The following is a 20,016-nucleotide window of genomic DNA, read 5'->3' on the forward strand; positions in this document are numbered from 1 at the left end:
GGGTGAGGTACGGCATGGCACTCCTCGTGCGGTTGGGGACGTCGGCGCTCAGGAGATCACACCGCGCCTGCCGTGGCTGTGGCACAACGGCAGGTCATGGCTGTCCGCTCGGCCCGGTTGGGCCTGCGGTGCAGCCACATGGCCACCACCATGGGCGCGAACACGATCGCGTTGTAGAACAGGTGCAGCTCGACGCGGGGCACCAGGAGCTGGATCACGCTGGTCGGCACCGGCCTGCCCAGCAGGTGGAGTCCGGTCAGCGCCTGGCCGAGCAGCAGCAGATGCTCCAGGTGGTGCCAGACCTGGATGCCCAGGGAGATGTTCCACCAGGTGCGGCCGCGGCCGGTGAAGCCCCGCCGGAGCAGGATCAGACCGACGAGCATGACCAGCGCGTAGCCGTAGTGCATCCACTCGGATGTCACCAGCCACGGGAACGGCCGCCCGAGCACCCCGCGCGCCTCCGGGAGCGGCCAGCCGAGAACGTAGATCTGTACGGCCTGCGCCACGTGCTCGGCCCAGTGCGCCAGCACGATCACCAGGAAGAGGTTGAGCCCCATCCGGTGGTGGTCGGTGTTCAGCGAGGTGATGAGACCCGGCCCGGCCGGTAACGCGCTTGAATGACTCGCCATGAGGTCCTCCACGGTGGTCGGGTCCGCCGGATCGGCGTGTTCTCTTCTCGGTGCCCCCGAGCTTCGGTGCTCTCTGAACTTCGGCGGTTCCTGAACTTCGGTGATTCCCGAGCTTCGGTGATTCCTGAATTTCGGCACCCCTGGACTTCGGTGCTCTCCGAACTTCGGTGATTCCTGAATTTCGGCACCCCTGGACTTCAGTGCCTCTTCAGGAGCTTCGGCTCTCCTCGCGCGGGCGTTTCTCGGCGTTCGTCGGGGAACGCGGATGCGCGTTCGCCGTCGCCCGAGGTCAGGCCTGGCGTTGTGATTCGGCCAGCAGCGCCAGGTAACCGTCGGAGGCGATCCGCTGCGCCCGTTCGGCGTAGGAGGCCGGGTCGTCGGGGGCGATCGTCGCCAGGCCGTCGACGTAGCGGTTGTACATGCAGAAGGCCGCCGCGATCAGCACCGTGTCGTGGATCTCCAAGTCCGTCGCGCCCGCCGCCCGAGCAGCGGCGACCCCCTGCTCGGAGACCTTCTGCCCGCTCTGCTGCACCGCGGCCGCGATGGCCAGCAACGCCCGGAGCTTGTCCGAGACCGGCGCCGCCCCCAGGTCGGCGCGGACCTGCTCCACCAGTGCCATCCCCTCCGGCAGCTGCGCGGCGGCGTAGGCCGCGTGGGAGGAGAAACAGTAGCGGCATTCGTTCAGGGCCGACACGTAGGCCGCGATCAACTCCCGCTCGCCGCGCGACAGCGTGCTCTCCGCGCGCAGCAGCACTTCCACCAGCTCATTCAGCGGACGGGCGGTCTCCGGGCGGAACTGGAACAGGCCGCGGATTCCGGGCGCGTTCGAGTTGAGCGTGATGTGGGGCATAGATGTTCCCTTACCGGCGAGATCAAGGAGTCTCTCACGCCGTCTCAGCGCATGAATTCATCCGACAGACGCTCATGATCACCACATTTCCCCAGAACTGTCAATGGCCCCTTTAAGGCGACCGAAACATTCAAGTTTCATCCTGGCCATTATTGCGTCCAGTCATAGGCGTATGGCCACACGGTAAGTCTCTCCTCACTCCCTTGTCCGACCCCTTAATCAGGCGTAGCGTCGCCAACGCCGCACAAATCACCATCAGATACCGCAAGGAGGTCATTAATGTCCGAACACCCCAACAGTGCCCTTGCCCGGGACAGTTACGACGCTCTCGCCAAGGGAGACCTGGCCCACATTCGCGATAATCTGCTCGCCGACGAGGTGGTTTTCCACGTTCCCGGCCGTGGTCCCCTGGCCGGCGAATATCGCGGTAAGGACCAGGTTGTGGGCTATCTCGGCCAGTTCACCGAACTGACCGAAGGCTCGGTCCGGTTCGAGCCGGACTCCATCCTTCCCGGAGAGGACCGGGCCGTCGTGACGGTCCGCGTCCGAGGAGAGCGCGGCGGCCGTACCCTGGACGACCGTGGTGTCCACGTGTTCCGCATCACCGACGGGAAGATCAGCGAGCGCTGGAGTTACCCGGAAGACCTTTACACCACCGACGAGTTCTTCGCCTGACCGAACGGGCCGTTCGCATCCTGCCTCGATGATTCTCCGGCGCTGACCGGTCATCGGTCGGTCACAGCAGGCCCCACCGCCAGTCGGCTGTTCTCCCCGCGCCTTGCGGCATGCAGGGAAACCTCCCGGCGGTCGGGTCTGCCGCAGGTCGACGTCCGTCGTGCGTTCCGTCCCAGGGCTCTCCCCCTCTCCCAGAACCCTCCCCCGCCCTCCTCCGCTCTCCCCCGGGCGTGCGGGCGCATCCGCCGGCACCGCCGTCAGCCCTGGCTCAGGGAGTCGGCCAGCACCGCGAGGTATCCGTCGGTGCGCTCGGCGCGCGCGGCGTAGTGCTCGGGGTCGTTGGCGGCGAGCGTGCCCAAACCGTCGACGTAGCGGTTGTACATGCAGAAGGCCGCCGCGATCAGCACCGTGTCGTGGATCTCCAGGTCCGTCGCGCCCGCCGCCCGCGCAGCGGCGATGTCCTGTCTGGAGACTCTTCTCCCGCTCTGCTGCACCGCGGCCGCGATGGCCAGCAACGCCCTGAGCTTGTCCGAGACCGGCGCCGCCTCCAGGTCGGCGCGGACCTGCTCCACCAGCGTCATCCCCTCCGGCAGGTGCGCGGCGGCGATGGCCGCGTGTGTGAAGAAACAGAACCGGCACTCGTTCAGCGCGGACACATACGTCGCGATCAACTCCCGCTCCCCGCGCGTCAGGGAATTCTCCCTGAACAGCAGCACCTCCACCAGCCCGTTCAACGGGAAAGCCGTCTCGGGACGATATTTGAACAGACCACGGATGCCAGGCTCGTCGGAGTTCAAAGCGATGTACGGAGTGGTCGATCCCTCGTGGTTTAACTGGTCCGATCCAGCGCGGTCCGCGCATTCCGCATCGCACGGAACGACACCGGGAGAAAGGATGTCCGTCAGTTTTTCGGCGACATCCGTGTGGACCGGGAAGTCGATCGTATTCGTCATTTCCTGGCTCCTTCGCCGAGTTGTTCGTTTGTCCTCGCACAACCAACTCTGCGCGCGCCGCGACGCGTCAACCAGACAGATCGAAGTCAACAAGTTGTCCACCGATAGCCGTTTCCTGCCAATAAGGAATCGGAGAGGCGGGAGTATGGCCGGGAGGGAACCGGCTCACATCGGAACGGCGATGACCGGTGTCCTGGAATTCACCGGGTCCATCCGGCCCACCGATCCGGCCCGGTGACCCGGCCAGGCGACCCGGTAGGCGACCCGGCCCGGTGACCCCGTAAGGACGGCCCGGCCCGGTGACCCGGTAAGGACGGCCTGGCAAAAGACGACCAGGTGGGATGGTCAGGCCGGCGCCGGGGCGTCGGCCGGGCGCAGCACGCCGTCGCGAAGCTCCAGGACACGGTCGGCCAGCGTGATCAGACCGGGGTCGTGGGTGGCGACCAGCGCGGTCACCCCCTCGCTGCGGACCAGGGCCCGGATCAGCTGCATGATCTGGCGGCCGGTCTGCGAGTCGAGCTGACCGGTCGGCTCGTCGGCGATCAACAGTCGCGGACGGTTGGCCAGCGAGCGGGCGATGGCCACCCGCTGCCGCTGGCCGCCGGACAGTTCGTAGGGACGCTGGTTGGCGTGGTCGGCCAGGCCGACGAGGGCGAGCAGCATACGGACGCGCTCCTCGCGCTCGGCCACCGGGGTCCGGGCGAGCCGCATCGGCACGCCGACGTTCTCGGCCGCGGACAGGACCGGGATCAGCCCGAACGACTGGAAGACGAAGCCGATCACGTCCCGGCGCAGGGACAGCAGCCCGTCCTCGGCCAGCGAGGTGACCTCCCGTCCGGTGACCGTCACCCGTCCCGCGTCCGGCCGGTCCAGGCCGCCGACCAGGTTGAGCAGGGTGGTCTTACCGGAGCCCGACCGGCCGCGGATCGCGACCAGCTCTCCCCGACCGGCCTGGAAGGAGACCTCGCGCAGGGCGACGACCTCCTTGGGCCCACTGCGGTAGACCCTGCGCAGGCCCTCGACGGCGACCAACGGCTCACTCATCCTCGGCCCCTTCCGGCCAGACGCCGATGTGGTCGCGTTCCAGTGCCAGGCGGACCCGGCGCTCCATGTTCAGCTCGTTCATGAAGTCCCGGGGCAACTGCAGACGGCCCACCCGGTCGAGCACCGCGTACTCCTCCGCGACGATCCGCCCGTCGGAGGAGGCCCTGTGGAGCGTCTCGCTGCTGGTCCGCCCGTCCCTGATGCCGACGGTACGGTCCACCTGCCCGGAGACGAGGGCGTCGTGGGTGACGATCACCGCGGTGACGCCCAGCTCGCGGTTGGCCCTGCGCAGAGCGGCGAACACCTCCTCCGCCGTCTCGCTGTCGAGCTCGCCCGTCGGCTCGTCGGCCAGGACGACCTTGGGCGAGTTGGCGAGGGCGACCGCGATGGCCACCCGCTGCTGCTCGCCGCCGGACATCTCGCCCGGCCGCCGCCCCGCGCAGTATCCGACGCCCATCAGCTCCAGCAGCTCGTCGGCTCGGCCCCGTCGCCGCCCGCCCGCCAGGCGCATGGGCAGCTCGGCGTTCTCCCGCGCGGTCAGGTAGGGCAGGAGGTTGCGCGAGGTCTGCTGCCAGACGAAGCCGACCACCTCGCGCCGGTACCTCAGCCGGTCGCGCGCCGTCATCGACAGCAGGTCCACGCCCGCCACCCTGGCGACCCCGGCGGTCGGCACGTCCAGCCCGGACAGCACGTTGAGCAGGGTGGACTTGCCGGAGCCCGAGGCTCCCACGATGGCGACCAGCTCGCCGGCGTCGATCAGCAGGTCGAGTCCCTGCAGGGCGACCACCTCGACGCCCTCGGACTTGTAGATGCGCACCAGGTTGTCGCACAGGACGTGCGCGTTCTCCCCGAAGGCCGGCCGGTGCCGTACGGCTCGCGCCTCCAGCTCCGACAGCGCGGGCAGCTCAGGCAGCGCGGGCTCGCTCGTTCGGCTCAACTCAATCCCCCGTTCGAAGGGCGGACCCGAGGGAGCGCCGGTGGCCGAGGAAGGCGTGCAGGAAGGCTCCGAGCACGGCCACCGCGGCCAGCCCCCCGGCCAGCAGGATCGGCATGGTCAGATCGGCCGGATAACCGTCCACGGCGAGGTCTCCGGCATAGGCGCTGAGGTCGATGCCCGGTCCCAGCGCGGCGGGCAGTCCGAGGCCGAGCAGCAGTCCGGCCGCGGCGGTGAGCAGGATCATCGGGGAGACCTCCAGGACGGTCAGCCGGCGGGCCTGGGCCTGCGACAGCCCAAGGGTGCGCAGGCGGGACAGCGCCCTGTCGCGGTCGGCCGCACCGATCACCAGGGCGATCACCACGGCGGTCAGCGCGTAGCCGGCCAGGGCGATCGTGACGACGGTGAAGGTGTGACGGATCGTCGCGGTGAGCGGCGCCCGCGTGATCTCCGCGAGCAGGCCTTCGACGGTCATCACCCGGGTCCCGGGCAGGCCGACCGCCGCCAGGAGCCGCCCGCCGTCCAGATCGTCGCCCTCGACGAGGACCGTGTTGGGCGCCCCGCCGTCCGGCGGGACCAGGATCAGCGGGCCGGTGCCGTAGGCCCGGGACAGGCCGGTGACGACGCCGCCGGGGGTCAGCCTGCGCGGGGGCGTGCCGGCGAGTTCGACCGCGCCGAGGTCCCGCAGGTCGGGCGAGACCAGCACCGGCGCGTCCGGCATGACGAGCGGGCCGTCGCGCAGGATGGCCCGGTAGGCGCGGACGTCCACCGCGAGCACCGTGACCGTCCGCGGGCCGGTGCTGGCGGCGGTGGCGGCGGTGGCGGCATCGGTGGCGGTGGCGGCATCGGTGATGGTGGCGGCGGTGCGCGTCGCGGGGACGACTCTCCGCACCCCCGGGGTCCTCCTGAGCCGGTCGATCCCCTCCGGTGTGACGGGCAGATCGCTGTCCAGCCGGACGGGTGCCCCCACCTGCTGCCAGGCGGACGCCTCCTGGGTGACGGCCAGGCCGCCGGAGACCACCGCGCCGAACACCGCGACCGCGAGGGCGGGAAGCATGATCAGGGCGGGCAGCGCGGACGCGGGCTTTGCCCTGGCCGCCAGGGTGAGGCCGAGGAAGGCGACGGCGGGCCGCAGCCTGGCCGCCAGCCGCACGGCCAGGCGGAGGGGGAAGGGGTAGCAGCGCAGCACGACCAGCGCCACGGCCAGCGTCAGCCCGGCGGGCGCCAGCAGCAGCAGGGGGTCGGAGCCCCGCTCTCCCGCCTGGGTGGCGAGCCCGCGCGAGCGCAGCAGGTAGGCGCCGAGAAGGGCGATCACGACGATCACCGCCTCCGCCGTGATCCGCCGGGGTGAGGGGCGTGCGGCGGCGACGTCGTCACGCCGGTCTCCCGACGGCCATCGGTGGTCGGCGACGGCCTGCCCGGCGGCGAGCAGTGCCGCGGCGGCCGTGACGGCGAGCGGGCCGAGATGCACGATCGCGGTGAGCGGGCCCGGCACCGCGTAGGACAGGGCGTACCCGGCCAGGGCGCTCGGCACCGTGACCGCGGAGGTCACCGCGGTGGCCGTCCCGGCGACCCGCGCCAGCGAGGCCCCCCGGGCGCGCATCAGGGCCAGGCCCTGGCGCGTGCGCTCGGCCAGCAGCCGTACGGCCAGCGCGATCACGCCCACGGCCACGGCGAGCAGCCCGCCGAGGACGAGCAGGAGCAGGGAGTCGACGACGCGCAGCCTGGCCAGGTAGTCGGCCAGCAGGTCGTCGAAGGCGGTCTCCAGCGCGTTCGGCGAGGAACCGCCGATCACGATCGGCACGGCGCCCCGCAGGGCCCGCACCGCCTCGATCAGCGCCGGCGCCCCGAGCGCCGTCACCGCCGGCCGGTCCACGCCCATCACCCACCGGTAGGTCATGTCCCGGTACAGCGGGCCCAGCACCGGCAGACTCTCGTCGGACACCAGCCCGGTGGCGTACCAGTCGTCGGTGTCCGCTCCCGGCTTGCGGATCTTCATGACCTGCCGGACGGCGGCGTTGTGCTGCCAGTAGCGGTCCCCGGCGGACACCGGCTCGAACAGGCCGCTGACGCGAGCCGCCAGCTTCTCGCTCCCGCCGAGCACCACGGTCGCGCCGACCTTCAGCCGCATCTCCCCCGCCGCCTCGCGGGCCAGCGCCACCTCCAGCAGCGGCCCGCCGTCCAGGCGCGAGGGCGGCCCCGGCGGCCGGCCGGCGACGTACCGGACGCGCTCGCCGGCGTCCGACAGCCAGCTCAGGTCGAGATAGCGGTAGGCGCGGGGCTCGCCGTCCACGGAGCGGATGGGGTTTTCTCGCTTGTGCAGGCCGTAGTGGCTCGTCCCGGAGCCGAGCGGGGTCACGACGGGAAGGAGTTCGGCGGGCAGGGCGCCGCGGAAGGCTCGCTCCATCGCCAGCAGGGACTCGCGGGTGACCGGCCCGTCGGGGCCGGTCCGGCGGGTGCTGACCACGACCAGGTCGCTGCGGCCCGCGGCGCTCGTGGCGATGGCGTCGTGCAGGACCTCGTCGTAGGAGGACTGCATGACCTTGGGTACCGCGGCGACCAGCAGGCAGGCGCTGAGCACCAGCGCTCCCAGCGCGGCGGACGCGCCCCGGTGGACCCGGACCAGCAGCCAGGTGTTCATCGGTCCTCCCCGATCCGCAGGGTCCGGCCCATGCCCTGCCGCCGCAGCGTGCGGGCCAGCATCCCGACGATCGCGAACAGCAGCGCGGCCACCGCGGCCAGCAGGGCCAGTGTGGGGATCCAGGGGATGTCCAGCAGCACCTGCGGGGTGACGGAGGCCGCCTGCCCGGTCAGCACGAGGTGCGGGACCACCAGGGAGGCCACCACCACGGCCACCACCGTGCCGGCCGCCAGGGACAGCCCGATCAGGAAGGCCTGCTCCACCGCGAGCAGCCCGAACACCTGGCGGAAACCCACCCCGAGCGCCCGCAGGACGGCGAACTCGGCGATCCGCTCCCTGGCCGCCACCGCGGCGTTGACCACGAAGCCGAGCGTGGCGAAGACCAGGGCCGCGAGGAAGCCGAGGACCAGCGCCCCCTGCAGGCCACCGGCCAGCGGGTCGTCCCGCAGCCCGCGAGCCAGCGAGGACAGGTCCACCACGGTCACGTCCCACTCGGGATGGCGGATCAGCTCGGCGGCGGCGGCCGTGGTGTCCGCCCCGCGCGTTCCCAGCCACCATTCGGTGGGTGGGCGCGGGGAGTGGTGGGCGAGCAGGTCCCACGCCTGCATGGTCTGCCAGTCGAGCAGCACGGCGGGCTTGTCCGGAGGCGTCCCGGGAAGCTTGTCCACGATCCCGGCGACCCGGATGAGGGTGGCCCTGCGGTCCAGGCTGATCTTGGCCTCGGCGCCGGCGGCGAGCTTGCGCCCGGCGGCCAGGTCGGCGGTGACCACCACCGGCAGCGGGCCGAGGAAGGTGCCCTGCGGCGCGCCCTCGGGGACGAAGACGCTCCGGTCGGGCACCTTGCCGGCGACCGGCACGAGCGTGATCCGTTGCGGTGCGAGCGCGTCGAACGGGTCGCGGGGCGGTGGAGCCCCGAACGCGATCGCGAACAGCCCATGCCCGGTGTCGTAGCGCCGTTCGGCGGCGTGACCCGCCGCCGACCCGTGGGCCAGTCGCGTCCCCGGGGCCGGCTTCACCTGGGCGCCCCCGTCCGTCCGGATTCGCAGCACGGCCAGCTCCAGACCGCTGCCCTCGGGGGGCAGCGGCAGGTCCACGGTGATCGCGGCGACGGTCAGCGGATAGGTCAGCTTCCCGCTCCGCCCGCGCAGCGCCGTCAGGTCGGCCTCCAGCTCGCCCTCGCCGAGAGCCGGGGTGACCGTGACCGGGTGGCGCGTGCCCTCGCCGTCCTCGATCACCAGCGTCAGCGGGATCCGCTCGTACGGCTCGGCCCGGGCCGGGTCGTCCACGGTCAGCCGCGTCCGCACGGCCAGTCGCGCGGGCCTGCCGGGGATCGGCAGACCCGGCAGCTTCGGCCGCCCGGCGGTGAGCCTGCCGGCGAGCACGCCCGCCGAGTCCTCCGACAGGTCGGGGCGGAGCTTCAGCATGCCGGGCAGCTCGGCCCCGTCCACGGCGAGGAGGTTGACCTCCTCGGACGCCAGCTCGGTTCCGGCCCGGTAGGCCGGGCTGAGCGAGGTCACGCCGGGCAGCGCCGCGTAGGCCGAGGCCCGCCCGAGCGGCCCGAGCTCCCCGTTCTCCGGCGGCGACGCCACTCGCAAGTCGGCCCCGGCCCGGTGCCTGGCCTGGTCGTCCTGGGAGGCCCGCCAGGTGGCGGTGGTCGCCATGCTGACCACACCGATCGCGATCGCCATGGTCAGCAGGAGCGCGGGTCCCGAGTAACGTCCCGGGCGGCGGCTCACCTGCCAGGCGCCCAGCGCGGGCGTCAGGTCGGCACGGCGGGCGGTGATCCGCTCGGCGATCCTGGAGACCAGGGGCACCACGCGCAGTCCGAGCAGGCCTCCGCAGAGCAGGGCGACCGCGGGACCGGCCACGATCAGCGGGTCGACGCCGAGGTCGCCCCCGGCGGTGGCGGTGACCGGCGCGCCGTAGTGCTGGAGCTGCCAGACCGCCAGCGCGGCGATCCCGAGCAGCGCCAGGTCCGCGCCCGCCCGCTGCGCGAGGCCGTACCGCTCGCCGCGCCCGCTCGCCGACTGCTCCTCCACGTAGGTGCGGCGGGCGCCGCGCAGCGCGGGCAGGGTCATCAGGACGGCACAACCCAGGGCGACCACGGCGGAGACGGCGTAGGCCGCGAGATTCGCGCCGAGTGCGAGCCGCACCCCGGAGGTCTCCAGCCAGGGGAGCGCGCTGACCGCTTCGAGCAGCGGCGGGGCCAGCAGCGGCGCGACGGCCGCGCAGGGCAGCGCCACCGCGACGGCCTCGCCCGCGTCGAGCAGTGCCAGTCGTACGGCTCCCGCGCCGCGCGAGCGCAGCAGCGCCGTCTCCATCCGCCGGTGGTCGGCCAGCAGGCGGGCCGTCATCATCAGCGCGTAGGCGGCGAGCAGCAGGAGCTGCAGGACCGGGACGAGCATGGTCGACCTGGCCACCAGGGTCGCGGTGGCGAGCTGGGCGAGCGCCTCCGGCAGGCGGGTGGACACCGAGCAGCCCTCGCAGCCGGGGCGCGTCCTGAGTGCCTTCTGGAAGCCGGCGACCTCGGTGGCGAAGGCCCGCAGCCGCTCGCGCGGCACCGAGCGCAGGTCGGGTACGGCGAGCCAGCTCACGGTGGTGCCGGCCGCGAACCGCTCGGCGAACGTCTGCTCGGGCACCATGAGCGGCCCGTGGGTGACGTAGCCGCCGATCTCGACACCTCGGCTGAGCAGTGTCTGGCCGTTCCAGCGGTCGGAGTAGGGGTCACGCAGCTCGAAGACGCCGGCGATCCGGACGCGGACCCGGCGGTGGTCCAGCCGTCCCTCCACCGTGATCAGGTCTCCGGCGGACAAGCCGGTGGCGCGGGCGACGGCGCCGGTGATCGCGGCCTCCACCGTCCCGCCGCGGCTGTGGCCGGGCCAGGAGCCCGCCAGCAGCCTGGCGTGCGCGTCCAGTCCCTGGAAGACGCCGAACCTGAGCAGCTCGGGCCGCTGCCTGCGCTCCTGACCCGGCATGGCGTAGGAATCCGACTGGGCGTTCATGGCCACCGAGACCGGCAGGCCCGCGTAGGTTCCGGCGACCTGCGCCCGCACGGCGCGGTCGATCCGGGCGAGGGAGTCACCGCGCACCGGGGAGCTGATCACGGCCCCGGCGGTTCCGATCGGTGCCGCCTCCAGCGTCCGGCTGACGCCCCCGTCCGCCACCGAGGTGGCGTACATGGTCAGCCCGACGAGTGTCGTGGTGGCGAGCAGGATCGCGCCGAAGGCCGCGAACAGCAGGAGCGGTTCGCTGAGCGCACGCCGCAACACCAACGGCGTTCGCCCCCGCATACAATCGCCTCCCGTGCATTTATTGCGCCCCGATATATGCACATTCCGGCGAATCACCGCCCCGAGCAAGTTTGCCGAGAATACGGTGATAGATCCGATATATCGCGGCAATGGGGGCGTGATATTGAAATCGTGACATTTGCTGAGAACGGCGGTGTTCGGGGGCTTGAGAGGGAACAAGGCGATCGCCCTGCCGGAACGACTCCCCGTCCGGTCCCCGATCCTGCCGAATGACGGGGCTCGCGCGGATCTGCCGAGGTCCGCAGCGGGTCCGCAGTGGGTCCGCAGTGGGTCCGCAGTGGTCCCGCAGTAGATCCGCGGTGGGTTCCGCAGTAGGTCCGCAGTGGCGCCGGTCACCTAGCGCCTGGTGAGGTCGCTGTAGTCGCGGAGCGTGATGTTCTCGGCGGTCTTGCGGGCGATTTTGGCGGCCATGTCCTTTCCCGGGAGGTAGGGCATGACCTTGTAGTAGCGGTTGAGAGCCGAGGCCAGGAAGCGGTTGCCGGGGATCATGAGTTTGGCGACGCCGTCCCCCATTTTCTGGCAGCCCGCCGCATACTCTCGCATCTCCTCTTGATAGCGGGCGAACGCGACGCGGTGGTCACCGTACGCGGCGGCCAGTTCGCCCGCCAGGACGTACGCGCCGACCAGGGCCAGGCCCGAACCCATACCCGACAGGGAGGAGGGGCAGTAGGCGGCGTCGCCGACCAGGGCGACGCGGCCGCGGGTCCAGGAGTCCATGCGGACCTGTCCCACGGAGTCGAAGTAGAAGTCGGGCGCGGACCGCATGTCGTGCAGCAGCCGATCGCTCTGCCAGCCGTTGCCGGCGAACTGCTCGACCAGGACGGCCTGCTGCCGCACCACATCGCGGCGGTCGAGGTCCATGGCCGGCGAGGCGAAGTAGAAGACCGCCTTGGCCTCGGTGTTGTGACGGGCGCTGTACATCGCGGCGAGCCTGCCCGCGGTGCGGTAGGCGTGCCCGGTGTGGTCCAGCCCGAGGTGGTTGGCGGTGGTGAAGATCGCGCAGTAGACGCCCAGGTGCTTGACGAACTGCTCCTCGGGCCCGAACGCCAGGCGGCGGGTGTTGGAGTGCAGCCCGTCGGCGCCGATGACCAGGTCGAACCTGCGCGGCGCGCCGCGTTCGAAGGTGACGGTCACGCCGTCGGCGTCCTCGGTGAGCGAGGCGATGGAGTCGCCGAAGATGTACTCGGTGTGCTCCCTGGTGGCGTCGTAGAGGATCCGTGCCAGGTCGCCCCGCAGGATCTCGAGGTCTCCGGCGAACAGGTCGGCGGGCAGCTTGGCCACCGGCTTGCCCGCGCTGTTGACGTACGACATGGAGCCCGTGCCGGTCCGGGCGCGTTCGAGGTCGGCGAGGACGCCCATGCGGCGCAGGATCGACAGGTGCGCCTCGCCCCGGAAGTCGACGGCGTAGCCGCCGTCGCGCAGCGCGGGGGCGCGTTCCACGATCGTGGGAGTGAAGCCGTGCCGGTGGAGCCAGTAGGCGAGCGCGGGGCCGGCGACGGAGGAGCCGGAGATCAGTACGTTGCGGTTGTTCATGACGGAGAGCTTGTCCTGGAGGGCTCACCGGAGGCTCACCGCTTGCTCACCGCCTCGACGAGGGCCTCGGGGAGGCCCAGCAGGAGGAGCGCGCCGGGAGGTCCCGCCGCCTCGGCCGCCTCCCGGTAGCGCCCGCGTGCCGCGGAGTGCTCGCCGCGCTCCTCGGCGACACGGCCGAGTCCGGCGAGCGTGCGTACCCGGTTGCCGAGGCTCTTGACCCAGTGCGGATCGATCCGTTCCAGGGCCTCCACGTAGAGCCGTTCCGCCTCGTCCAGGGCTCCCTCCAGCAGAGCGATGTCACCGAGCCCGCGCAGGGCCGCCGCCAAATAGGTCGAGCTTCCGGCGCGGCGAGCCAGATCGGCGGCCTTGGCGTAGTCGGCGCGGGCCGCTGCCGGGTCGTCGAGATGGTCGCCCCGGTTGACCAGCAGGTCGGCGCTGTCCTCCAGGGCGCCGAGCTGCCCGGTGAGGGCGAGGGCCTCGTCGGTCAGCGCGATCGCCTGCGCGCGGTCGCCGCGCCCGCCCGCCAGGCCGGCGAGGACGTCCAGGGCCAGCGCGGTGCCCCAGCGGTCACCGAGCGAGCGGAACCCCTCGACGGCCGCGCCGAAGGTGCGCTCGGCCGCCGCGATGTCTCCTCCGCTGAGAGGATCGAATCCCGACACGTACCGGGCGGTCGCCCGCGCCCACGGCTCAGGGCAGTCCCGTTGGGACGAGACGAGCGCGAACGCACCCTGCGGGTCCGCCTCGATCGCGTTCCGCATCATCCACAACAGCAGGGCGGCGGGGTATCGGCCCGCCCGGGTGCCCGGCCAGGAGGCGGCCAGCGCGCTCTGGGCCGTTGCGCGGTGGCGCTGCCACGTCGGCCGGTCGGACGCCGCCAGCAGCACGCACGTCGCGTACTCCTCGCCGAGCCCGTCCGGGGGTGTGGCGCCGATCGCGTCGAGCAGCGTGACCGCGTACGGGGCGACCGCGGCGGACACGCCGCGGATCCACAGGTAGGTCGAGGCCGAGGCGAGCAGTTCCAGGGCCGTCGCCGTCCGCGGAGCCTCGACCGCCCAGCGCAGGGCCGCCAGAAGATTGTCGTGCTCGGCCGCGAGGATCGGCAGCCATTCCAGTTGTTCGGCCCGTCGCAGGTACGGATCGGCGGTTCGCACCAGGTCCAGGAAACGCCCGGCGTGGGCGCGCCGCGCCGACTCGCGTTCGCCCGCTTCGTCGAGCCGCTCGGCGCCATAGGCGCGGATCGTCTCCAGCATCCGGTAACGGCCGCGGGCGACCTCCAGGAGCGACTTGTCGACCAGTGCCTCCAGCGTCTCGCCGTCGGTGCCGCACACCCGCTGCGCGGCCTCCGCCGTCGCGCCTCCGGTGAAGACCGTGAACCGCCGCGCGGCCCGTTGTTCGGGTTCGGAGAGCAGGTCCCAGCTCCAGGCGACCACCGACCGTAATGTCCGGTGCCGCTCGTCGGCCGTCCGGTTGCCGCGGGCCGCGACTCCGAGCCGGTCGTCCAGCCGTTCCGCGAGGTCGTGGACGTCCAGCGTGCGCAGTCGCGCCGCCGCGAGCTCGATGGCCAGCGGCAGGTCGTCGAGGGCCGCGCAGATCCGCCGGACGAGCCGGGGATCGGCGGCGAAACCGCGCCGCGCGGCACCGGCCCGGTCGGTGAAGAGCCGGACGGCCGCGTCGCCGTCGAGCGGCCGCACCTGCCAGACGTTCTCACCGATGATGCCGAGCGGCTCCCGGCTCGTCGCCAGGACACGCAGCCGTGGACAGGTGGCCAGCAGCCGCGCCGCCAACGCGGCGGTCTCCTCGACCACGTGCTCGCAGTTGTCCAGGACGATCAGGAGCACCCGGTCCGACAGCGCCGCGATCAGACGGTCGACCGGCGTCTGCGGGCCGCCCTCCATGTGGAGCCCGTTCTCGCGCAGGCCGAGCGCGCCCAGCAGCGCCCGTGGCAGTCCCGCGCCGTCGCGCACCGGGGCCAGCTCCACGAAGCAGACGTCGTCGGCCACCACCTCGGTGACCTCGACCGACAGCCGGGTCTTGCCGACGCCACCGGGACCGATCAACGTGACCAGCCGGGCCACGCGCAACAGATCGGCGACCTCGGCCACCTCCTCGGCGCGGCCCACGAAGGACGTCAGCTGGGCGGGCGGCGCGGCGAGCGAGGGCGACGGATCGGCGCTCAGCAGCTCCCGATGGAGCGCGACCAGCTCGGCCGAGGGATCGGCGCCCAGTTCGTCGGCCAAGTGCTGTCTGGTCTTCTCGAACACCACCAGTGCCTCGGCCTGTCCGCCCTCGGCGTACAGCGCCCGCATCAGCAGCCCCGCCAGCCGTTCCCGGAGCGGGTGGCGGCCGACCAGCTCGCGCAGCTCGGGAACGGCCGCGCGGTGCTCGCCGAGCCGCAGCTCGCCCTCGATCCGGTCTTCCAGCGCCCCGAGCCGCAGCTCCTCCAGCCGTACGGCGGCGGCCCGGGCCGTCTCGCTCTCGGCGAGGTCGGCCAGCGCCGCCGGCCCCCGCCACAGCTCCAGCGCCTCGCGCAGCAGCGCGACCGCCCGTCCGGTGTCGCCGTCGCGCAGCACGGCCTGGCCTTCGGCTGCCAGCCGCTCGAACCGGCGGGCGTCCACGTCGTCGTCCGCGACCACGATCCGGTATCCCGCCCCGGCCCGCTCGATCGTGACCACCGGGCCCAGGGCCGAGCGCAGCCGGGACACCTGGGACTGCAGCGCGTGCGCCGACAGCGCCGTGCCCGACTCGATCTCCTCGGTCAGCCGGTCGACCGACACGACCTGACCGGAGTGGACCAGCAACAGCGCCAGCAGCGCGCGGCGGGCCGGGCCGCCCAGTGGAACCTCGGCCCCGTCGTCGCGCCACGCCCGGGTCTCGCCAAGGATTCCGAAGTGCATGCCGGTGATTATCCACCGGCAGCGCTCACGCGATGGGACCGAGGTAGGTTCCGCCCGATACGTCGACGGTCTGGCCGGTCACCCACCGGCCCTGCGGACCCGCCAGGAAGCCGACCACGTCGGCGACGTCCTCCGGCTCGCCGATCCGTCCCAGCGCGGTGATCGCCTCCAGCCCGGCGACCACCTCCGGGATCGAGGTGTAGCCCGCGGTCATGTCGGTCCGCACCGCGCCGGGCGCGACCGTGTTCACCGTGATGCCGCGCCTGCCGAGGTCGTTGGCCAGAGTCGGGGCCATCGACTCCAGCGCCGCCTTGCTGATGGTGTAGCCGATCTGCATGGAGACGGCGAACCGGCTGGCGGTCGAGCCCATGTTGACGACGCGACCACCATCGTTCAGCAGGGGCAGTGCCCGCTGGATCACGAAGAACGGCGTGCTCACATTGATCGCGAGCAGCCTGTCGAACTCTTCCGGAGTGACCTGCGCGATCGGGTTGCCCGAGCCGATGCCCGCGTTGTTGACCAGGATGTCCAGGCCACGTCCCGCCAGCCCCTCGGTCAGCCCTTCGAACAGCCGGTCCACCGCGCCGTCCTCACCGAACCGAGCCCTTACGGCGAACGCCCGGCCACCCGCTTCCTCGATCCGCGCCACGGTCTCCTTGGCCGCGTCCTCGTCGCCGCCGTAGTGCACGCAGACCAGAGCCCCGTCGGCGGCCAGCCGCAACGCGACCGCCCGCCCGATGCCCCGCGACCCGCCCGTGACCAACGCCGTCTTGCCGTCCAGAACGCCCATCGCCCTGCTCCTCACTCGGTGGCCGGTCCTCGGCGGATCCGGCGATGGCCCAACAATGGCGGCGACGGCTCACCGCACGCTCACCACCGGCTCACCGGCCAGGACGACGGGGTCCGCTCAACCGGCTCGACCGGCCACGACGGGGTCCGCTCAACCGGCTCACCGGCCAGGACGGCGGGGCCCGCTCAGAGGTGACGTCAGAAGTAGTTCGGCGTGAGGTCGGTGGTCGGCCAGGTCGTCACGGCGCCCGTCGCCTTGCCGAGCAGCGGGTCGATCACGTCGAAGTCGGGCGAGCCCTCCTCCTCGCGCCTGTTGAACACGGCGCAGTAGCTGACGCCGTTCTGGATCCGGGCGAGGAAGCTGAACGTGCCGGGCATCGAGCCGGTGTGCCAGGTGTTGAGTCCGCTGCCGTTCGAACGCACCGACCAGCCGCCGCCGTACCAGGACCCGTCGGAGGAGACGCCGATCTCCGGCTTGGCGAACAGCTTGGCGATCGAGGTGGCGTTGAGCACCGGGCCGGCGGCGTCGAAGACCATGCCGAACTTCACCAGGTCGACGGCGGAGGCCAGCCAGCCGCCGTTGGCGTCCTGGTTGGGCATGTTGAAGCCCCCGTAGGGGTAGGGCACCACGGCGCCGGAGTCGTCGACCACGCTCTTGTTGGTGTATTTCGAGGTGTAGGGCACCTCGGTCGGCGCGGCCTCGGCCTTGAGGCTTCGGCCCAGCCGCATCCGGGTGATGCCGACCGGCGCCAGGAGCTTCTGCTTGACGTAGGACTCGTAGCTCGTGCCGGAGACCTTCTCGATGATCCGGCCCAGCAGCAGGTAGCCGTAGTTGCTGTAGACCATCTTCGAGCCCGGGTCGAAGTCGAGCGGGCGGGCGGTGGCGTAGCGGATGATGTCGTCGTGGCCGATCGGCAGCGGCGCGTCCAGCGCGGCGGAGATGGTGTGGTCGATCCAGAGCTGGTCCTTGGACACGTTCCGGTCCCAGCCGCCCAGGTGCTGCATCAGGCGCAGCACGGTGACCTGCGCCAGGCGGGGGTCTGCCGTGGCCGACAGGCCCAGCAGCGTGGTGACCGGGGCCGACAGGCTGAGCTTGCCGTCCTGGACCAGCCGCATGATCGCCGCCGAGGTGATGTGCTTGCTCAGGCTCGCGACCCGGAACAGTGCGGTGGGCTGCAGCGGGGCCATCCACACCGGCATGTCGCCCGGCTTGCGGTCCATGTAGCGGTAGCCGCAGGCGAGCAGGATCTTGCCCTTCCTCGCCACGGCGAGCTGGGCGTGCGAGATCTGGCGCTCGGTGATGTATTTCTTCATGGCGGTGTCGAATCCGGCCAGCGCGGCGGGAACGACCCCGCTGACCCTTATGACGGGCGTGGCCTGGGCGGTCCCGGTGCCAAGGGCCATGGCGGGGACGAACCCCGCGCCCGCTTTGAGGAGGTTGCGGCGGCTGAGCATTGTCACTTCTGTCCCCCAAGTCACACAAGTATCAAGAGGGTCAGCATCCTAAACGCCCTTGCCGCCAAATAGAGGGCTATTAATGGTCATATCGGGACCGTTATGCGGTTGGACCGTTCGAAACCACCCGCCCGGCGAGATCAGCCGGAGCCGGCGGCGAAGGGGGCCCGGAGGTGACGCGGCAGCGGCGCGTCCCGGCGGGTCGACCGGGCGGGTTCGACGGACCGGCCGCCGGGGAACGCCTCGCGGCCGGTCGGCCCGCCCTATCCGTGCATGCCTTCCACATGTACTCTGACTAAGGTTTCTTTACCCAGAGTGATCATTCGTGCGCATAGAGGAGTCGCGATGACCCCTTCCGATGTCCGCGCGCACGCCCGTCCCGGGGCACGGCGCCGCACGGCGTGGCCCGTCCCCGGCCAGAGCTAGGCGGTGGTAGGCATGCGGCACACCTCACAGAGCCTGGACGCGCTCCGTCATGAGGGTGACCCCCCGGCGGACGCGGTGATCGCCGATCTGGTGGGCTCCGGGAAGGTCGGCGAGGTCAACCGGATCCTGCGGGAGTTCCACGGCAACGACCAGCCGATCCCCGCCGGCCTGCCGCCCGCGGTGCACGCGTTCCTGAAGGCCACCGACGCCCCGCCCGAGTGGGCGGACGCCTCCCGGATCGCGAACGCCCACGACTTCTTCGTCGACGACGGGATGCACGTCGCCACCGTGCTCTGCTACGGCGCGATGGCCTCCTGCTACGCCGCGCGGGTCCCCTCCCGGGTCCTGGACATCACCCACCGGCTCGACCAGCCCCACCGGCGGCTCGCGGAGACCTGCCAGTTCGTCGTCAACATGATGGCGCCGGACCCGTTCGGCTCCGGCGGGAGCTTCGTGCCGACCATCCAGAAGACCCGGTTGATCCACGCCGCCGTCCGGCACCTCGTGCGCTCCTCCCCCCAGTGGGACGAGGCGCGCGACGGCGTCCCGATCTGCCAGGAGGACCTGCTCGGCGCGATGATGATCTTCTCGGTCCACGTCATCGACGGCATGCGCAGGCTCGGCATCACCGTCACCGACCAGGAGGCCGAGGACTACTACTACGTCTGGCGGGTGGCCGGCGCCATGCTCGGCATCCGCCCGGAGATCGCCCCCGAGACCCTGGCCGAGGCCCGCGAGGTCAACGCCCTGCTCGTCGAGCGCCACCTCGGCTCCTCCCCCGAGGGGATCGAGCTCACCCGCGACTTGCTCGCCTTCTACGAGGAGATGATCCCCGGCAAGGCCTTCGACGGGATCGTCCCGGCCATGGTCCGGCAGGTGGTGGGCCCTGAGATCGCCGACGCGCTCCAGGTGCCCAACCCCCGTTTCTGGACCCGGTTCACCACCGCGGGCAGCCGCCTGATGCGGCGGCTGGAGCGCGTCGAAGACGACAACCGGGCGGCCCGCGCGGTGCTGGACAAGGCGGCGCACCTGCTGCTGACGGGCAGCGTGCGCACCCTCGCCGACGGGCAGCGGGTGACCCTGGACATCCCGGAGCGGCTGTGGCAAGGCTGGGACGCCACGGGCGCGCCCCTCCCGCGTCCCGGCTGCCCGGCCGCCGAGCCGCCGGGCGGCACGCCGCCCTCCCCGTGATCCCGCGCCCGCCGGGCCGTACGGCACGCCGCCGGGTTCGCTACCGCCTGGCGGCGGCGTCCCGGTAGGCGTTCCGGACGACCAGCAAGCGGTCGAAGACGAACCGGGACGGCTCGGCGTCGCGCATCCCCCTCCCCCGGGCGGACCAGAACGCGCGCTCGGGCACCTCGTCCTCCCCGGGGGGAACGAACTTGATCACCTCGTCGACCGCCGCCGTCGCGATCGCCAGCGCCTGCTCCGCCCCGCGCGGATCGTCGGCCGGAACGTTGCTCGCCGTCAGGTCGGCCACCCACATCCACTCCCCGGCGTCCAGCAACTGAGACGGCTCCCGGCCGCCGAACGTGGGAAACCGCACGGACGGCACCTCGTGCTCCGGCAGGCCGAACACGAACTCTCGCTCCGCTCCGCAGCCGGGGCACGTGCCGGAGTAACGGGCGACCGGCTCCTCCTCGACGCTGCCCAACTCGCTCTCCCAGGCCGTGTCCGCCGAACCGCACGCGCACGGGTGCAGGTCGAGGTAGAGGTGTGCCTCGTCCCCGCTCCGCGCCACCGAAAACGGCATCGGAATCCTTCCTCCCCTGTCGGCGCTCCTCGCCGACGCCCAACCGGACGGGTCCGCCCGGCCGGGCCTCCCCGGGCACCGGTCACCGGCCGTGCCGGAGAACCGGCCGGCGCGGACGACATCGTCCCA

At 71.9% G+C, this 20,016-nt stretch carries 14 protein-coding genes; 2 read left to right on the forward strand and 12 right to left on the reverse strand.

Features of this window, described 5'->3' with window-relative positions:
* Positions 1–56: 56 nt before the first annotated feature.
* Positions 57–629 (reverse strand): hypothetical protein, encoded by a 573-nt coding sequence (locus tag ACQPYK_RS46525; protein WP_433247154.1) that lies wholly within the window; start codon positions 627–629, stop codon positions 57–59.
* A 289-nt stretch (positions 630–918) separates the two neighbouring features.
* The gene (locus tag ACQPYK_RS46530; RefSeq protein WP_433247157.1) at positions 919–1,479 is read right to left on the reverse strand and encodes a carboxymuconolactone decarboxylase family protein; all 561 of its coding nucleotides are present in this window, start codon (positions 1,477–1,479) and stop codon (positions 919–921) included.
* A 279-nt stretch (positions 1,480–1,758) separates the two neighbouring features.
* Here ACQPYK_RS46530 and ACQPYK_RS46535 point away from each other — a divergent pair, with 279 nt between their 5' ends.
* Positions 1,759–2,154, forward strand: coding sequence for a nuclear transport factor 2 family protein (locus ACQPYK_RS46535; protein ID WP_433247159.1), 396 nt, complete (start codon positions 1,759–1,761; stop codon positions 2,152–2,154).
* Between the two features lie 257 nt (positions 2,155–2,411).
* Here ACQPYK_RS46535 and ACQPYK_RS46540 read toward each other — a convergent pair whose 3' ends face one another.
* From ACQPYK_RS46540 to ACQPYK_RS46580, 9 genes are all read right to left on the reverse strand, one after another.
* Positions 2,412–3,209 (reverse strand): carboxymuconolactone decarboxylase family protein, encoded by a 798-nt coding sequence (locus ACQPYK_RS46540; protein WP_433247162.1) that lies wholly within the window; start codon positions 3,207–3,209, stop codon positions 2,412–2,414.
* A gap of 243 nt (positions 3,210–3,452) precedes the next feature.
* Positions 3,453–4,151 carry an ABC transporter ATP-binding protein gene (locus ACQPYK_RS46545; protein WP_433247165.1) on the reverse strand — a complete coding sequence of 233 codons (699 nt, stop codon included), beginning with the start codon at positions 4,149–4,151 and terminating at the stop codon, positions 3,453–3,455.
* Complete coding sequence (locus ACQPYK_RS46550) at positions 4,144–5,088, reverse strand: ABC transporter ATP-binding protein (RefSeq protein ID WP_433247168.1); 945 nt, start codon at positions 5,086–5,088, stop codon at positions 4,144–4,146. Before ACQPYK_RS46550 ends, ACQPYK_RS46545 begins: the two co-directional genes overlap by 8 nt.
* 1 nt (position 5,089) lies before the next feature.
* Positions 5,090–7,726 (reverse strand): FtsX-like permease family protein, encoded by a 2,637-nt coding sequence (locus ACQPYK_RS46555; protein ID WP_433247171.1) that lies wholly within the window; start codon positions 7,724–7,726, stop codon positions 5,090–5,092.
* On the reverse strand, positions 7,723–11,016 hold the full coding sequence (locus ACQPYK_RS46560) for an FtsX-like permease family protein (protein ID WP_433247174.1): 3,294 nt from the start codon (positions 11,014–11,016) through the stop codon (positions 7,723–7,725). Before ACQPYK_RS46560 ends, ACQPYK_RS46555 begins: the two co-directional genes overlap by 4 nt.
* A gap of 357 nt (positions 11,017–11,373) precedes the next feature.
* On the reverse strand, positions 11,374–12,570 hold the full coding sequence (locus tag ACQPYK_RS46565; protein WP_433247177.1) for an FAD-dependent monooxygenase: 1,197 nt from the start codon (positions 12,568–12,570) through the stop codon (positions 11,374–11,376).
* A gap of 35 nt (positions 12,571–12,605) precedes the next feature.
* Complete coding sequence (locus ACQPYK_RS46570) at positions 12,606–15,464, reverse strand: BTAD domain-containing putative transcriptional regulator (protein WP_433247180.1); 2,859 nt, start codon at positions 15,462–15,464, stop codon at positions 12,606–12,608.
* Between the two features lie 25 nt (positions 15,465–15,489).
* Positions 15,490–16,254 (reverse strand): SDR family NAD(P)-dependent oxidoreductase, encoded by a 765-nt coding sequence (locus ACQPYK_RS46575; RefSeq protein ID WP_433247183.1) that lies wholly within the window; start codon positions 16,252–16,254, stop codon positions 15,490–15,492.
* Between the two features lie 197 nt (positions 16,255–16,451).
* Complete coding sequence (locus ACQPYK_RS46580) at positions 16,452–17,708, reverse strand: serine hydrolase domain-containing protein (protein ID WP_433259115.1); 1,257 nt, start codon at positions 17,706–17,708, stop codon at positions 16,452–16,454.
* A gap of 438 nt (positions 17,709–18,146) precedes the next feature.
* On the opposite strand from ACQPYK_RS46580, the gene ACQPYK_RS46585 reads away from it, so the two are divergent.
* Positions 18,147–19,325 carry an oxygenase MpaB family protein gene (locus tag ACQPYK_RS46585; RefSeq protein ID WP_433247186.1) on the forward strand — a complete coding sequence of 393 codons (1,179 nt, stop codon included), beginning with the start codon at positions 18,147–18,149 and terminating at the stop codon, positions 19,323–19,325.
* Between the two features lie 40 nt (positions 19,326–19,365).
* Here ACQPYK_RS46585 and ACQPYK_RS46590 read toward each other — a convergent pair whose 3' ends face one another.
* Positions 19,366–19,887: a hypothetical protein gene (locus tag ACQPYK_RS46590; protein WP_433247189.1), complete on the reverse strand. Its 522-nt coding sequence runs from the start codon at positions 19,885–19,887 to the stop codon at positions 19,366–19,368.
* Positions 19,888–20,016 lie beyond the last annotated feature (129 nt).

Origin of the sequence: Streptosporangium sp. CA-135522 (assembly GCF_050949235.1) — a bacterium.
In the GTDB taxonomy this organism is placed as follows: domain Bacteria; phylum Actinomycetota; class Actinomycetes; order Streptosporangiales; family Streptosporangiaceae; genus Streptosporangium.

What these genes read in the sequence shown, in the direction of transcription:
- ACQPYK_RS46525 (WP_433247154.1), bottom strand. Translation starts at nt 629, where the DNA reads ATGGCGAGTCATTCAAGCGCGTTACCGGCCGGGCCGGGTCTCATCACC.
- ACQPYK_RS46530 (WP_433247157.1), bottom strand. Translation starts at nt 1,479, where the DNA reads ATGCCCCACATCACGCTCAACTCGAACGCGCCCGGAATCCGCGGCCTG.
- ACQPYK_RS46535 (WP_433247159.1), top strand. Translation starts at nt 1,759, where the DNA reads ATGTCCGAACACCCCAACAGTGCCCTTGCCCGGGACAGTTACGACGCT.
- ACQPYK_RS46545 (WP_433247165.1), bottom strand. Translation starts at nt 4,151, where the DNA reads ATGAGTGAGCCGTTGGTCGCCGTCGAGGGCCTGCGCAGGGTCTACCGC.
- ACQPYK_RS46555 (WP_433247171.1), bottom strand. Translation starts at nt 7,726, where the DNA reads ATGAACACCTGGCTGCTGGTCCGGGTCCACCGGGGCGCGTCCGCCGCG.
- ACQPYK_RS46560 (WP_433247174.1), bottom strand. Translation starts at nt 11,016, where the DNA reads ATGCGGGGGCGAACGCCGTTGGTGTTGCGGCGTGCGCTCAGCGAACCG.
- ACQPYK_RS46565 (WP_433247177.1), bottom strand. Translation starts at nt 12,570, where the DNA reads ATGAACAACCGCAACGTACTGATCTCCGGCTCCTCCGTCGCCGGCCCC.
- ACQPYK_RS46570 (WP_433247180.1), bottom strand. Translation starts at nt 15,464, where the DNA reads ATGCACTTCGGAATCCTTGGCGAGACCCGGGCGTGGCGCGACGACGGG.
- ACQPYK_RS46575 (WP_433247183.1), bottom strand. Translation starts at nt 16,254, where the DNA reads ATGGGCGTTCTGGACGGCAAGACGGCGTTGGTCACGGGCGGGTCGCGG.
- ACQPYK_RS46580 (WP_433259115.1), bottom strand. Translation starts at nt 17,708, where the DNA reads ATGCTCAGCCGCCGCAACCTCCTCAAAGCGGGCGCGGGGTTCGTCCCC.
- ACQPYK_RS46585 (WP_433247186.1), top strand. Translation starts at nt 18,147, where the DNA reads ATGCGGCACACCTCACAGAGCCTGGACGCGCTCCGTCATGAGGGTGAC.
- ACQPYK_RS46590 (WP_433247189.1), bottom strand. Translation starts at nt 19,887, where the DNA reads ATGCCGTTTTCGGTGGCGCGGAGCGGGGACGAGGCACACCTCTACCTC.